At 37.8% G+C, this 15953-nt stretch carries 13 protein-coding genes; 10 read left to right on the forward strand and 3 right to left on the reverse strand.

The genetic code is table 11. From position 1 onward, the window contains the following. Positions 1-182 precede the first annotated feature (182 nt). Positions 183-1820, forward strand: a complete 1638-nt coding sequence (locus F0527_RS01525) for a M4 family metallopeptidase (RefSeq protein WP_150283541.1) — start codon at positions 183-185, stop codon at positions 1818-1820. Between the two features lie 120 nt (positions 1821-1940). Next, complete coding sequence (locus F0527_RS01530) at positions 1941-3197, forward strand: helix-turn-helix domain-containing protein (RefSeq protein ID WP_150283542.1); 1257 nt, start codon at positions 1941-1943, stop codon at positions 3195-3197. A gap of 225 nt (positions 3198-3422) precedes the next feature. Here F0527_RS01530 and F0527_RS17380 read toward each other — a convergent pair whose 3' ends face one another. Then, a complete protein-coding gene (locus F0527_RS17380; protein WP_150284883.1) occupies positions 3423-3773 on the reverse strand; it encodes a DUF4181 domain-containing protein in 351 nt (116 codons plus the stop codon). 319 nt (positions 3774-4092) lie between these two features. Further along, complete coding sequence (locus F0527_RS01540; RefSeq protein ID WP_190323358.1) at positions 4093-4656, reverse strand: N-acetylmuramoyl-L-alanine amidase family protein; 564 nt, start codon at positions 4654-4656, stop codon at positions 4093-4095. A 140-nt stretch (positions 4657-4796) separates the two neighbouring features. Between F0527_RS01540 and F0527_RS01545 the strand changes: the two genes are divergently transcribed. Together F0527_RS01545 and F0527_RS01550 are read left to right on the forward strand one after the other, a co-directional pair. After that, a complete protein-coding gene (locus F0527_RS01545) occupies positions 4797-5306 on the forward strand; it encodes a GNAT family N-acetyltransferase (protein WP_150283544.1) in 510 nt (169 codons plus the stop codon). 234 nt (positions 5307-5540) lie between these two features. Continuing rightward, positions 5541-6239: a hypothetical protein gene (locus F0527_RS01550; RefSeq protein ID WP_150283545.1), complete on the forward strand. Its 699-nt coding sequence runs from the start codon at positions 5541-5543 to the stop codon at positions 6237-6239. A gap of 447 nt (positions 6240-6686) precedes the next feature. Here the strand turns inward: F0527_RS01550 and F0527_RS01555 are convergent, their stop codons facing one another. After that, positions 6687-8522 carry a helix-turn-helix domain-containing protein gene (locus F0527_RS01555; RefSeq protein WP_150283546.1) on the reverse strand — a complete coding sequence of 612 codons (1836 nt, stop codon included), beginning with the start codon at positions 8520-8522 and terminating at the stop codon, positions 6687-6689. 197 nt (positions 8523-8719) lie between these two features. Here F0527_RS01555 and F0527_RS01560 point away from each other — a divergent pair, with 197 nt between their 5' ends. The 6 genes from F0527_RS01560 (at position 8720) to F0527_RS01585 (ending at position 15953) form a co-directional block, all read left to right on the forward strand. After that, positions 8720-9967 carry a Zn-dependent hydrolase gene (locus tag F0527_RS01560; RefSeq protein WP_150283547.1) on the forward strand — a complete coding sequence of 416 codons (1248 nt, stop codon included), beginning with the start codon at positions 8720-8722 and terminating at the stop codon, positions 9965-9967. Between the two features lie 21 nt (positions 9968-9988). Continuing rightward, entirely contained in the window at positions 9989-11176 is a 1188-nt protein-coding gene (locus tag F0527_RS01565; protein ID WP_150283548.1) for a M20 family metallopeptidase, read from the forward strand. A 60-nt stretch (positions 11177-11236) separates the two neighbouring features. Continuing rightward, positions 11237-11437, forward strand: a complete 201-nt coding sequence (locus F0527_RS01570; RefSeq protein ID WP_150283549.1) for a DUF3311 domain-containing protein — start codon at positions 11237-11239, stop codon at positions 11435-11437. Then, entirely contained in the window at positions 11434-12912 is a 1479-nt protein-coding gene (locus tag F0527_RS01575) for a sodium:solute symporter family protein (RefSeq protein ID WP_150283550.1), read from the forward strand. The genes F0527_RS01570 and F0527_RS01575 overlap by 4 nt, the downstream gene beginning before the upstream one ends. A gap of 428 nt (positions 12913-13340) precedes the next feature. Then, complete coding sequence (locus F0527_RS01580) at positions 13341-13886, forward strand: helix-turn-helix domain-containing protein (RefSeq protein WP_150283551.1); 546 nt, start codon at positions 13341-13343, stop codon at positions 13884-13886. A gap of 24 nt (positions 13887-13910) precedes the next feature. Next, entirely contained in the window at positions 13911-15953 is a 2043-nt protein-coding gene (locus tag F0527_RS01585) for a hydantoinase/oxoprolinase family protein (protein ID WP_150283552.1), read from the forward strand.

Here is a 15953-nt window from a genome sequence, read left to right on the forward strand (position 1 = left end):
GGCTTTTTATTTTAAAATTATTTTATTGAAGAGAATTCAGAAGCTTTTAAAGTTGAGGAAACCACCTCTCTATTAACGCTGATATTTTAAGGTTTTTTAACTAGTTTTCCCAATTTACCAAACTAGCAAGCTGTGATAAGATTTAGAAAATTACAAAAAATAAATCTTAGGAGGAATAATCTATGAAAAAAGGTACATCTATCGCTCTTGCTCTTAGCTTAACTGTTGGTGCCGTACTACCGTTTTCGTCAACTGCCCATGCTACAAATTCTCAAAATGTGTTAGCAGCAAAGATTAAAGAATCAGGTAATGAGAAAAACGTAACCAAGAAAAAAGGACAAGCTGTTCCTACCTTCATTCATGGGAAACTTTCAAACAAACCGCATAAAGACAAAGAAGCGGTTAAACAATTCCTTAAAGATAATAAAGAGACCTATCCATTTGATGTAGAGAAAGATTTAACATTATTGGATGTAACGAAGGATGAAATCGGAAGTAAACACTTTGACTTTGTACAATCTGTTCAAGGTATTCCGGTTGATGGTTCTGCACTAAAAGTTCACACAGATGAGAAGGGCTATGTAACTGCTGTCAATGGTGACGTATTTGTTGAAGCGGGAGATTACTTTAAAGGTAAGGGTAAACTGAAAACAAACCTTACGAAAAAAGAAGCAATCAACAATGCTTGGAAATCTATCGATCTGACAAAAGATGAAACACTAGTTGACTTTGAAGTTGGCCCTAAAGGAGAAAAACAAAGTGGCACCAACGAGGAAGGAAAACAGGTGATTTATAAAAAAGGAGATAATTTCTATAATGCATACAAAGTTAATCTCCAATTTATTAATCCTTATCCAGCGAACTGGGTTGTTTATGTAGACGCTGAAACTGGTAGTGTCATCGATTCCTATAATGCAGTAACAGAAGGGACAGGCGTAGGAGTTCTTGGAGATACGAAGAAATTGAATACCTATTATTCAAGCGGCACTTACTATTTATATGATACAACTAAGGCAATGACAGGCGTGATTGAAACTAGAACTGCTAAAAACTTATCCAGCCTGCCAGGAAGCTACTCTGTCGATCCTGATGACAACTTTAATGCTACAAATCAACGTGCCGATGTAGATGCGCACTACTATGCAGGCGTTGTTTATGATTATTATAAAAATACTTTCAACCGTAATAGTTTTGATAATAAAGGCGCAACGATAACTTCTACTGTACACTATGGAAGAAATTATAATAATGCTTTCTGGAACGGCTCACAAATGGTATACGGTGATGGAGATGGAACTACCTTTACATCATTATCGGGATCTCTTGATGTTGTAGGACATGAGATTACCCATGCCGTGACAGAAAGAACTGCCGGTTTAGAGTATCAGGGACAATCAGGTGCACTGAACGAATCAATTTCTGATACCTTTGCGATGTTTATGGATAAAAAGAATTTCTTAATAGGTGAAGATGTGTACACACCTAAAATTGCAGGTGATGCATTAAGAAGTTTGTCTAATCCAACTCAATATGGTCAGCCGGAAAATATGAGCGGCTATGTGAACACTACATCAGATAATGGAGGTGTCCACACAAACAGTGGTATTCCAAACAAAGCAGCTTATAATACAATCCAAAGCGTTGGATATGATGCAGCTCAAAAAATCTACTATCGCGCGCTAACCGTTTACCTTTCACCAAAAAGCAATTTTAGCGCAGCACGTGCAGCTTTGTTAGCATCAGCAGCTGATTTATACGGCACAGGAAGCACACAGTACAATGGAGTGGCATCCGCGTGGACAAAAGTTGGCGTCAACTAGGAATATTAATAATTAATTCATAGTATACCGGTTTGTTTTAGGCCCTCCAACCTATTGTTCTAATTTATTGGAATAATTAAACTATTGATATAGGGAAGTGGGAGGAGGGAATAAGACAACTTGATCGGTGAAAAAATCCGCTACTTTCGAAAACTGAAAAATATTACGCAAAAAGATCTAGCAGATGGAATATGTGCAATTTCCTATCTTTCAAAAATCGAAAATGGTGTAGCCACGGCGAGTGAGGAAGTCATCAACATGTTATGTGAAAGGCTGGGACTTGACTCGGAGGAAGCAGTGAATAATTTTGATGGGGGATTATTGAAAAACTTTACCCAGTTTAAATGGAATGTAAAAAACAGAAACTTCTCAGAAGCTGAAAAGCTCGCTGAGGAATTAAAGGATGTAATCCAAGGAACTCAATCTCAGGAGATTCTTATTCAATATGATGTTTACTTATTTGGATTATATGTTTTTACAGGACAAATCGAACAATCTACCATTCAATATCAAAAAATCCATCAAACATCGATTGATTTGCTTTCCCAGTGGCCGCAAACTGTTTTTGATTATTATTACTACTTAAGTTTGTATTTATGTGCAAAAGAGGAATTTACTAAAGCCATGAAATGCAATGAAAAGTTAATAGGCTTAATGAAGCTTATAGACATTGCAGAGGTTGAAAAAGGAATAATCTACTATAACCAAGCATGGTTATATACACATCATCGATTGTATTTTCAATCCATTCAGGTTGCTAGAAGTGCTATCGAATCCTTTGAAGCGGAATTTGATATTGAAAATTTGCTTGATTCATTAATTTTAATAGGTGTTAATCAACGTCGGATTCAAAATCATTATGAATCTGAAAAGTTTTTAAAAAGAGCTTTGAAGCTTTCTGAGAAATTACAAAAAACGCATACAATTGCTATCACGCAACATAATCTAGGTTATCTTTATTCAGATATGGGTCGTTCTCTAGAAGCCATTAATCATCTTCAATCTGCCTTTCAGTCTGCGCAATTATCGGGTAATGAATTATTATGTTTAATTTATTTGCTATCGAAAGAATATATGAAACTGGGACGGTTTAAAGAAGCAATGGAATGGTGTGATAAGGGACTGTCTTTATTAGATACTTTTCCTTATAGAGAATACCATTTTCACTTTCATCTTCAATATATGGAGATTAGAAATCTGGAAAATGAGCAATATGAAGAAACACTTCGGGAGGCGATCGATTTCTTTGAAAAAGTACAATTAAACCAGTACGTTGTGGAATATGCGGAAAAGCTAGCAAACTACTACTTTCATCACACTAAGTATAAAAAAGCGAGTGAGCTTTATCGTTTAGCAAATAAAGCTCGCCACAATTAGGAGGAAAACAAAATGAAAAGAAAACAATTATTAGTATTCACATTGATTTTAACAGGAGCTTTAAGTCTATATGTAGGTCTTGATTATCCTGATCATGATATTATCCCACCTATAAAGATGTTTTAGTATGTTGATTGAAAATTTATCTGAACAAAATACCCCCCTTTAAAATAGAATAAGAGTGGTTCCTCCTACAAAAAGGGGAACCACTCTTTTTATTTTAACTCAATTAAAAGACACATAATAAGCAATGCTTATAAAAGTCGGGTAGGTGAAAACTGAAATAAGCGTTATGATGTATTCTCTTCTATTTTTATCATATTTCCATTCAATAAAAGCTCGAATTAAAACAAAAGAAATTAATAAGATCATGGCGAGTGGGAATTTATAGTTACTAAAAACTAAAACAAATAGGAAAATTAAAATCATAGAGATTTCAATTTTTTTGTGTGTAGAATTGACAAAGCGATAATCTTTATCTTTTGGGACTTTTAAGCTTTTTCTTAGTAGTAAATCTAAAGCCCAAACAATAATACAAAAGACAGAGAAAATAATTATAAATTTTAGCAGTATAATACACCCTAACCTTTTTTATACTATTATACTTATTGATTTTTGAATATTCAATAAGATAAGAAGAGTCTACAAATTTATTCTAAGAGTTGATAAAATTTTAAATGCATAGAGGAAAAAAGTTAGGAAGGTTTACCGCTGTTCTTAGATGATTTCCACCGTTCCCGAGCGTTTTACAACCGTTCTCTCTCCATTTACAACCGCCTATCATAAGTTTACTCCCGAAAGAAATCAATTTAAGTCCTAAGCTACCCGCGACGCAGGTTTGGCGGAACAATCATTGATGAGACAGAGATCCAAACTTAATAGATGCCAAAAAGACTTAGCGTGAACATGGGTTAGAAGATGATCCTTCCGTTATTTTGATATCAGAATGTTTATAGATAGCTGTCGCGATTTCATTAGCTAATTGATTAAATTTAGAATCAAACAGTTCATTATCTGTTTTATTAGTAATAAAGCCAATTTCAATAAGAATCGCTTGTGAGTAGGTTTCCCGTAGAACGTGGAAGTCAGCCTGTTTCACACCCCTATCTTTAAATCCAAGGTTCACCATTGCTTGTTGTATTGGGATAGCGAGAGCTTTAGCTTTTTTGTTGTTTGTAAGATAAACAAAGGTTTCTGCTCCCGAGGCGCTAGTATTTTTTGCTGCATTGCGGTGAAACGAGATAAAGTAGTCATATTTTTTCTTGTGTTCAAGATTGCTGCGAGCGAGCAAAGAAATCATGACATCACGATTTCGCGTTTCATCGATAGTTAGACCTTTTTCTCGCAATATGGCCGCAATGGCTTTTCCGAGTTTCAATACATCGTCTGATTCCTTTCTTTTAACTGCAGTAGCTCCGGGGTCTCTGCCTCCATGGCCATAATCAAATAGTAGTAACATAATATATCCCTCCATAACTTTTTATTACTTCAACTAGTACATAGAGAAGAAAGATGAAAAAGGGACATTTAATTATTTTTTATAGCTTAGAGGAATACGATATTGTAGTACCGTATATTTATAGAAAGGAGGGGACACATATGGAATTAAGACAATTAAGAACTAATGACGCTGAGGATTATTTTACTCTCAGGCTTGAAGCTCTCCAACATAGCCCAGATGCTTTTGCCACAACCTACGAAGAGGAAAAAAACCAAACAGCAGCGAAATATAAAGAGCGATTTACTGATCCCATGAACTCATTTACTTTTGGTGCTTTTGAAGAAAACGAGCTAGTGGGAGTGGTCACCTTATTTAGAGAGCCATTAATAAAGCTGAATCACAGAGCAACGATTGTAGCGATGTACATTAAACCTGAAAAGCGAGGAAGTGGATTAGGAAAGACTTTAATTTATAAAGCAATTGAAAAAGCGAAAAGTTTAGAAGGCGTTGAGCAAATATATTTAAGCGTTGTATCAACTAATATCCCTGCCATAAAGTTGTACACCACCTGTGGCTTTTCGATATACGCAAAAGAGAAAAGGGCATTAAAAGTTGATAATACATATTATGATGAAGAGCATATGGTTTTGTATTTAGTTAATAATTGATTAAAAAAGCTCGTTTTCCAAAAAAGGCTTGATTTAATTTGGTACTAAGAAATAACCTGACTATTTTGAAATAATCTCAATTTTAGTATCAAACTAGACATAGATTTAACATTAAGACTTAAATAGCTTTTATAGAATAAATATAATTACTTTAAAAGGAAAAAATTACACAAATAAATATAAATACGATAAAATTATAATATAAATCAAATATTTAGGTGAAGGAGAATGTTAATGAAAAATTTGTGTATTTTTGGTTTATCATTAATGGTTATGCTTTCAGGATTCAGTTATGATATTTTTGCAAAGGAAAAAGAGAATCCTGGACAGTCAAAAAGGTTAATTTCCGACGAAAGTATGAATATTGCCGGAGAAAAAATGCATGTCAAATTAGTACGTAAAACAATAGATAACAAAGATTATCGAGTATCTGAGGTAACTTCAGGTGAAGGAACTATATCTTTTATCTATAGCTTAAAAGATGATAAAATTGACGTAACGAGTAAAGATTTATCAGCTGCTGATTTGAATAAAATACAAAAAAATGCAGATCAAATGATAGAGGGTCTTAATCTAAAGCAAACAAAGTTTAGCAATGTTCAATCAGCCGCAAAAAAAACAACTGGTAGTTGGTTAATTGGTAAATGGAACAAACATAAAGTTACCGCTAATGGGAAATTTACAGCCCAAACTTTAATCGGTATACTTGGTGCTACATTTGGTTTCCCTGGAGCAGTATTTTCAGGAATAGCTAATATTGCTATTCAATATGGCATCAAAGAAGGTTATTATAAAGTGAGACAAGATGTCCGTATTTTAGATGCTAATTATATGGAGTATAGAGTATATACAAAACTATATAAAGATAAGAAATATAAAAAACAAGTTGGTAAAACTCAGGTAAGTCATAGAACTGTTTGGGCGGGTGTTTAGCTTGTAGAATGGAGACTGTTCTTTATTGAAAAATAGAGTATCTAACAAAACCATTTATTTAATTTTTTTAATATTAATGCTTATAATCTTTGTACTCTCAAAGTATGTTAGTAATCAGACTGCTTTTCTTATTATAATCATATTTCCTATAGTGTATTGGGGAATATATAGCTTTTCAAGAAAAAGTAAATGAAAAGAAAATGGAAAAAAAGATAGCAAAATAATGCTATCTTTTTTCTTGGGATTTTTTATTTTAAAGGAAATATGAAAAGATGATTCGTATATTAATCTTATTAATTAATACAGTACCATCAAAAATCAACAATATTATTATAAAGTTTTTACTAAATAAGAGTGAGTTAATTTAGTTCTGGATAATTGACAACTCATTGGTTGTCAATCATTATTTAACGTTATTGACTTTCAACTAGAAAAACCTCTAAAATTCTAGCCCATTTCGATTTTCTCCTGCAGAAACGGATAAAGACTTACGGCAAGGTTGATGGTGAGAAATTGCTGGCTGTTTGACAGGTTTGTCTCTAAGATTTCTTCGACTCTCTTCAATCTATAGAGAAGGGTATTTGTATGAACATGGATGGCTTCTGCGGCTTCCTTTACATTTTGGTTATGTTCCAGATAGGCAAATAGGGAAGGGAGCAGTCCTCCTTTTTTATTTTGATCATATCGGATGAGCGGTCCTAGGGTTTCATATATAAATTCCATTAGCTCATCTTCAGTGTTTTGAAGAAGCAGCTGATGAACACCTAAGTCTTTATAGCTGACGACTTTGTTGTTCTCTCCGTAACTGCTCATGAACTGCAAGCATTTTGCCGCTTCCTGTAATGACTTTGTTGCTTTTTGCAGTGTTGGATGAATCCGGCCGATGCCAATTGACAACGCATCGCCCCATTTTTTGACCACATACTCGTGTTGTAGTTTTGAGACAAGCTCCTTTATTTGCGTTGTGGTATAAGAGACAGAAACCTTTTGCGGAAAGGTCATGAGAATAACGATTTGGTCATGGTTTCTGACGGCAATTCCTTTTATTTGATGATGTGAAAATATATGATTAGCCAACTGGATGAAATGCCGGCTGATGCTGGTTCGAAGCTGGTCCTCTTCATCTATACGCAAGATGAGGGCGATATAATTTCCACTCGGATCAAAATGTAATTGCTTTGCTTTTTGAACGAGCGCATCATCCATTTTACCAGCAAGGAGGTCATTAATAAATTCACCATCTATCCGTTCTTTTGCTTCAAAAATAGCTTGTTCTTTCACCATTTCAAGTGAGATGACAGTGCATGCGTGTTCCAATGCTGCCAAATCGACGGCATCTATTTTCTCACTAGCTGCTACAACGAGTGAACCAAAAATTTCAGGTCTTGCACCAATAGTAAGTAGGTTTATGTATGGATAATGTGGATTGATAGTTCTTTCAATGGACGAACGCACAATTTCAGTGGTTTGCATTGTTTTTTGAACTTTTTCCTTTAGCTTAAACAGTTTGTCGTCATTCCAGCTTACATCATAGGCATGGGAGATGTTTTCTCCTAACTCGTCGAATAGAAAAACTTGATAGCCTGTGATTTCATGCAAATAACTGATAATAGATTGCAGTCCTTCTCCTTTTAAAACGAGCGTCGCAAGATTTTTATGAATTTCGACTGAACGGGAAAGTATTTTGTTTTGATCGATGATTGTATTGTTTAATCTCTCCAATACTTTGACTGTCTGTTCCTGTTCTTGATATAGATTGGCTTTTTCTAATGCAACTGCAGCCTGATGTGCAATTGCATTAAGCAAATGAATATCCTGAGGCACAAACTGTAGGTTCGGATCAAAGGAATCAAGGGTAATAACTCCAATGCATTCACCGTTCGAAAGAATAGGTGAGCATATGGAAGAGTAGGGAAGCATCGGGACAGAGGCGTACATTAGCTTTGAATTTTTCTCAGATAAAGTAGCAGTAGCTTTTTCTACTTCCACTCTATTTTTGAAAATCAAACACTCTCGTGCATTGAAGGCTAAACCTGTCATCGATTCGCCAGGTCGAAGGCGCACTTCGGATAGAGCTGTTGTGAAGCGTCTATTAGATCTGGGCAAAAGAACATTCTGCACCTTGTCATAGATAAATAGAACACCCCCGTGTGCTGCTTCTGTAATAGAAACTGTTTGGTCCATGATGGAATCTATTACCGTATCAATATCTAAAGTTGAATTCAATACATTCGAAACCTCGATTAAAGATTGCAGCTGGCGATGGCTCAATGTTTCTTTCATTTGGCGTCACCTCATATTCTAGATAATATTTATCAATTATAATAAATTTTCAAACTATTTTCTCTACTTTTTGTAGATTTACACAAAAATTTAGTGTTAATTTTGTTTTCAAAAACATAACAAATATTCAGAAAAGTTTTATAATGGTTCTTAACACAAAATTTTAGCCATCACACGATGTCGGGAAGGGGGCAATCATGATAAACCCGGAAAGATTATGGAGCCGGCTTGAACGTCTTGGAGAGATTGGTAAGGCGGAAGGCGGTGGAGTAATCCGCTTATCTTTTACAAAGGAATTACAGGAAGCAAAGGAATTGGTCACTACTTATATGAAGGAAGCGGGTCTGCTAGTTTGGGAGGATGAAGTTGGCAACCTCATTGGCAGAAAAGAAGGGAAGAATCCAGACGCGAGTGTAGTTTTGACAGGGTCGCATATTGATTCCGTATTCCATGGAGGAAATTTTGACGGACCGCTTGGCGTTTTGGCTGCGATTGATGCTTTGCAGAGTATGAACGAACAAGGAATTGAAACAGAGCATCCGATTGAAGTGATTGCTTTTACGGATGAAGAAGGCGCAAGATTTAGCTTTGGCATGATTGGCAGCCGTGGTGTTGCGGGCACGCTTACTCAGAAAGATTTAGAGCAAAGGGATAAAGAAGGAATCTCTATTGCGGAGGCGATGAAGGCTGATGGGCTGAATCCTGATTATATCGGCCGGGCAGCTAGAAGACCAGAGAAAGTCAAAGCTTATATTGAACTACATATCGAACAAGGGAAAGTGCTAGAGACACAAAAATTGTCAGCGGGCATTGTGACAGGGATTGCAGGTCCTCTCTGGCAGAAATTCATCATTGAAGGGGAAGCAGGCCATGCTGGAGCAACTCCAATGGCTATTCGTCAGGATGCATTGGTAGCGGCCTCGAAAGTAATGCTTTCGATTGAAACAGAAGCCGGTCGAAATGGCACAACAGTCGGTACAGTCGGTCAGCTGGATGTGAAGCCAGGTGGCATTAATATTATCCCAGGCAGAGCTGAGTTTACACTCGATTTGCGTGATACGGATGAAGCAGTGCGCGACGAGGTGGAAACACGAATTCGTGAACAAGCTTATGATATTTGTGAAAAGCAAGGAGTGCGCCTAACGATAGAAGATTTGCAGCGCGTTACACCGGTCCCATGTGCAGATTCAGTAAAGAAAGCAGTAGAAGAGGCATTTGACACAGTAGGACTTGAAAAAACATATCTTCCAAGTGGCGCCGGACATGATGGTATGCAGTTTAAAGATTTATGTCCAATGGGGATGGTTTTTATTCGCTCGAAGGATGGCATCAGCCATGATCCTGCTGAATGGAGTTCAAAGGATGATTGTGCGGACGGCGCGAACATTCTTTGCCAAACACTTTTAACGCTAGCAGTCCAAAAAGTAAACGAAACGATAGATTAGTAGAAAAGGGGAGACATGACAATGAATGAGAGCGTAACAGTAGATTTAAATAAAGCAGCACAAGACTTGAGAGAGGATGTTATTAAATGGAGAAGACATTTGCATGAAAATCCGGAACTCTCTTTTGAAGAAGAAAAAACAGCACAATTTGTGTATGACACGCTAGAATCGTTTGGCAACCTAGAGCTTTCTCGCCCAACAAAAACAAGTGTGATGGCTCGTTTAATTGGCCCTAATCCAGGCAAAACATTGGCACTAAGAGCGGATATGGATGCACTTCCTATCCATGAGGAAAACACTTTTGAATTTGCTTCCCAGGTTCCGGGCGTTATGCATGCTTGTGGTCATGATGGCCATACAGCTATGCTTCTAGGCACAGCTAAAATTCTTTCTGGATTAAAAGATCAAATCAAAGGGGAAGTCCGTTTCTTCTTCCAGCATGCTGAAGAGCTGTTCCCAGGCGGCGCAGAAGAAATGGTGCAAGCAGGTGTAATGGATGGCGTTGATCTTGTCATCGGTACTCACTTATGGTCACCTCTTGAACTTGGAAAGATCGGTGTTGTATATGGTCCGATGATGGCAGCTCCTGATACGTTTTGGTTAACAGTCAACGGAAAAGGCGGGCATGCGGCTCTTCCGCATCAAACGGTTGACTCCATTGCAGTTGCAGCTCAGGTTGTAACGAATTTGCAGCATATTGTATCACGCAATACAGATCCACTAGACAATCTAGTACTTTCTGTAACGCAATTTGTAGGTGGTACAACACATAATGTCATTCCTGGATCTGTAGATATTTGCGGTACTGTTCGCAGCTTTGATGCCGACCTTCGTAAAACCATTCCAGAAAAGATGGAACGCGTAATCAAAGGGATTACTGAAGCACATGAAGCGACATATGATTTCAAATATGAGTTTGGCTACCGTCCTGTGATTAACGATGAGGAAGTAACCGCAGTGATTGAGGAAACGGTGCGTGAAGTATTTGGCGAGGAAGCACTTGATCTGATGAAGCCAAATATGGGTGGCGAGGACTTTTCAGCTTACATGGAAAAAGCGCCAGGCTGCTTCTTCTATGTAGGTGCAGGTAATGAAGAAAAAGGGATCACTTATCCACACCACCATGCACGCTTTACAGTAGACGAAGATGCGCTTGAAATTGGCGTTAAAACATTCCTGCATGCGGTGTTTAAATTTTTAGGTAAATAAATAGTAAAAGTTAGAGCCGCTGGGTATCCGGCGGTTCTTATAAAATAAGGAGGTTACTCAATGAAACTGCATCATCTTCTTGCCCTAATCCCATTCGTCGGATTGCTAGGTGGCATTCCATTTGCTAATAAAGTGACACCGTATGTTTTCGGCATGCCTTTCCTTCTATTTTATGTGGTCTTATGGGTAGTGCTGAGTTCAGTTATTATGGCTATCGTCTTCAAATTAGACCCCGAGAATAAGAAGGAGGAAGTACAATGAATATTGCTTTAGTTATCATATTTGGTTTTTTATTGCTATCCATCTTCTTGGGCGTTCGAGCACAAAAAGGCAAGGATATGAACCTTGAACAATGGACAGTGGGCGGCCGTGGATTCGGCACCATCTTTGTCTTCTTGCTGATGGCAGGGGAAATTTATACGACTTTTACGTTCCTTGGTGGTAGTGGCTGGGCATATGGTAAAGGTGGTCCAACATACTACATTCTAGGCTATGGCTGTTTGGCTTATATCATGTCGTACTGGCTATTGCCAGCTGTTTGGCGATATGCAAAAGACCACAAGCTGATGAGTCAATCGGATTTCTTTGTCAGCAAATATAAAAGCCCATATCTTGGCGTCTTTGTCTCGCTAGTAGGTGTTGCAGCTCTTATTCCTTACTTGGTCTTACAGCTAAAAGGTTTGGGGATTATCGTATCAGAAGCATCTGCAGGCTCTATCTCTTCAACAGCTGCGATTTGGATTGGTGTAATTTCAGTAACCGTTTATGTTATGATTTCTGGTATTCATGGCTCTGCTTGGACAGCTGTCATCAAGGATGCTATGATTCTCGGCATTGTTCTTTTCTTGGGTATTTATCTGCCGATTCATTATTACGGCGGTTTCCAGCCGATGTTTGAATCGATTGAAGCAGCAAAACCAGGCTTCCTTGCACTTCCGGATGCAGGCTTAAGTACTTCTTGGTTTATTTCAACAGTTTTATTGACTGCACTAGGCTTTTATATGTGGCCTCATACATTCGGTACGATTTACTCTGCCGAAAACGCACGCGTATTTAAGAAAAATGCTATTATCATGCCATTGTATCAGCTAGTATTATTATTTGTATTCTTTGTAGGGTTTGCTGCAATTCTTCAAGTGAAAGGCTTAGAAGGAGCGGATGGAGATTTAGCTTTATTAAAACTCTCCATGCAAACCTTTGATCCATGGGTTGTCGGATTAATCGGTGCAGCAGGATTGCTGACTGCTATTGTTCCCGGCTCAATGATTATGATGTCTTCATCTACCTTGCTTGCAAAGAATGTTTATAAGGTATTTGTACCGTCAGCAACAGACCAACAAATTTCAAAATTAGCGAAAAACCTTGTGCCAGTTATGGCGATTGTTGCACTGTTCTTTACGTTCAAGGGTGGGGATACACTTGTTACACTACTGTTAATGGGCTATAGCCTAGTAACTCAATTATTCCCTGCACTTGTTTTCAGTCTTGGTAAAAAGAATCCAGTGACAAAGGCGGGTGCCTTCGCAGGGATTGCTGTCGGTGTATTCATGGTGGCCTACATTACAATCAGTGGCTCTACAATCGGAACACTCTTCCCATCATTGCCGCAATTTGTGAAAGACCTTAACGTGGGTGTAGTAGCGTTAATCGTCAATCTCATTGTGACATTTGGCGTAAGTGCTCTAACTAAACCGCAAGCTACTGTCGAGGATTCTGTTGATAAGCAAGTAGCTTAATAGCTATTATAATAATCAAAGTCTTTGGCCTCTTCGGAGGTTGAAGACTTTTTTTGATGGGGTAATTTACCCTCGGTGAAAGTCGATTTTCCACCGTTCTTGAGCAATTTACTACCGCTCCCACAACATTTACCACCGCTTGGAAGCAATTTACTACCGAAAGAAAGCAATTTAAGTCCCCAGCATCCGCTTGTAAGTCGCTCATACCGTACAGTGATTAATGGGTGAAGTAATAATTTCACTTATACTGTAATTCCAAAAGATACATTACAAATAAAATATAATAAATATTCTAAAAATTATAGATTATCAAAAAATATTGTGTTATTATGATAAAAATTACAGTGACACTGTAATTTAAAAGCATTTTAAAGGATTAAAAAGAATATGATTTACAGTACTACTATAATTTTTTAGGAGTTAGCAACGTGGAAGACATCTATAAGAAAATCAAAGAATTAAGGCAGCAAAAGAATTTGACATTAAAAGAGCTGAGTGAAGAGACAGGACTTTCATTAAGTTTTCTTTCACAAATTGAGAGAGGGACTTCTTCATTATCGATTACTTCGTTAAAGAAACTAGCTACTGCTTTGGATGTGTCTATGATCTACTTTTTTGAAGACGATAAAGTAAATCAGAATTATCTCATCAAAAAGCAGGAGCAAAAAACGTTAAAGGTAAATGGAGGAGAGCAGAAGTATATACGATTATCAGGTGCTTTTCCCGATCGTAAACTTGAACCATTATTAGTGATTCTTCCCCCTCATCTGAAAGAAGAGCATAGCTATAGCCATTTAGGCGAAGAGCTCTACTATGTTTTAGAGGGTGAAGTAATATTTACGATCAATGGGGAGTCTTATCACCTGACAGCTGGGGACACGGTCCATTTTCCTTCAGAACTTTTGCATGCATGGGAAAATCCTACTTCAAAAGAAACCAAGATTTTAAGCGTCTCAACACCTGTTATTTTTTAATTTAAAAAAGGGAGTGTAGATCAAATGAGAGTAGCAACAGATATCGGAGGCACCTTCACAGATTTAGTATACGTTGATGATAGCGGTGTTATTGGAATTGCAAAAAGTAATACGACTCCACCTAATTTTGAAAAAGGCGTTTTAGATGTAATGGAGAAGGCTGATGTTCAAAGTGGAGAGTTATCTACATTTATTCATGGTACTACCGTGATTATTAATGCTTTGACAGAACGTAAGGGTGCCAAAATGGGGTTAATTACTACAAAAGGTTTCCGCGACATCCTCGAAATTGCAAGGGGCAACAGACCGGATCTTTTTAACGTAAGATACGAAAAACCTGAACCGTTTGTTGAACGTCATTTACGCCTTGAGGTGGATGAACGCCTGAATTATAAGGGAGAGATACTTTCACCGCTGAATCGCAAAGATATTGAAGAGTGTGTACAGTACTTTAAAAGTGAAGGCGTCGAATCTATTGCTGTTTCTTACCTGCACTCCTATGTGAATTCAGCTCATGAAGAAGAAACTGTAAAAATAATTAAAGAACTATGGCCGGAAGTGTTTGTCACTGCATCAAGTGATATTACAAAAGAATGGCGTGAATATGAACGAACGAATACAGCAGTTCTAAATGCATATGTGCAACCGGCAGCTACCACATATGTGGATAAGCTGGATAGAGAATTGCAAAAACAAACAAAGAGCGATCAGCGTTACATTATGCAATCAAATGGCGGGACAACGAAGTTTAACAATGCAAAGGAAGCGCCTATCAATATGGTTGAATCGGGCCCCGTTGCAGGTATCTTTGGTGCTGCTGTATTAGGTGAATTAATTGGAGAAAAGAATATTATTGCATTTGATATCGGTGGGACAACGGCTAAATGTTCACTAATCGAAAATGGAGAAGTGAAGGTTTCAACAGATTACTATATTGAAAGAGACAGCCGTAACGCGGGCTATCCTATAAAGGCACCTGTAGTTGATATCGTGGAAATCGGCAATGGAGGAGGTTCGATTGCATGGATCGATAATGCAGGTTCTCTAAAAGTAGGGCCACAATCAGCTGGAGCTATGCCAGGACCAGTGGCGTATGGATTAGGCGGTACTGAGCCGACTACTACGGATGCTAATTTATTGGCTGGTCGCTTATCACCTAAGAATTTTGATTATGAGGTGGACATGGATGAAGTGCGAGAAGCCATTCAAACAAAAGTCGGTAATCAATTTGGTATCACAGCAGAAGAAGCTGCTCTAGGCATTATTCGTATTGCCAATTCGAATATGTTAAATGCTTTAAAGTTAATCTCCATCCGTAAAGGGTATAACCCGCAAGATTTTACTTTATTAGCCTTTGGCGGAGGTGGCTCTATGCATGCGCCAGCTCTTGCTCTTGAACTCGGCGTAAAAAAAGTCGTTGTCCCAATCGCATCTCCGGTATTCTCCGCATGGGGCATGCTTATGACGGACTTGAGACATGATTATATTCAAACCTATATCAAGCGAATGAATGAACTATCTTTAGATGAAATAACTGCACAGTGGGATGAAATTGAGAATCACGCACTTCGTCATTATGAGGATGAAGGAATGACAGAGGATAAAGTAGAGTTTCATCGTTTCGCAGATATGCGTTATCTAGGTCAAGAACATACGGTAAAGGTACCAGTCCCTGTGGGGAAATGGTCTGAAGAAGATAAGAGAGACATTATTGAGAGATTCCATACTCTTCATGAAAAGAACTATACATTTAAATTAGAAGATTCACCGACTGAAATTGTGAATCTGCACGTAACAGCTTTCGGTAAAGTACCTAAGCCGGTCATTGCTAAAATTGAACGGATAGGTTCAGTACTGGAAGCTCGGAAAGAATTCCGTGCAGTTTACTTTGAGGAGAAAGGATGGATCAATACACCAGTTTATGATCGTGAAAAGCTCCCATCTAATAAGGTCATTAAGGGACCTGCTGTAGTTGAAGAAAAAGCGGCTGTGACGGTTATTTATGAAGGCCAGCAATTGCATTTAGACAACTACGGAAACATCATTATCGAAATGGAGGAAAAGTAA

It is taken from the genome of Rummeliibacillus sp. TYF-LIM-RU47 (genome assembly GCF_008638315.1).
Taxonomy (GTDB): domain Bacteria; phylum Bacillota; class Bacilli; order Bacillales_A; family Planococcaceae; genus Rummeliibacillus; species Rummeliibacillus stabekisii.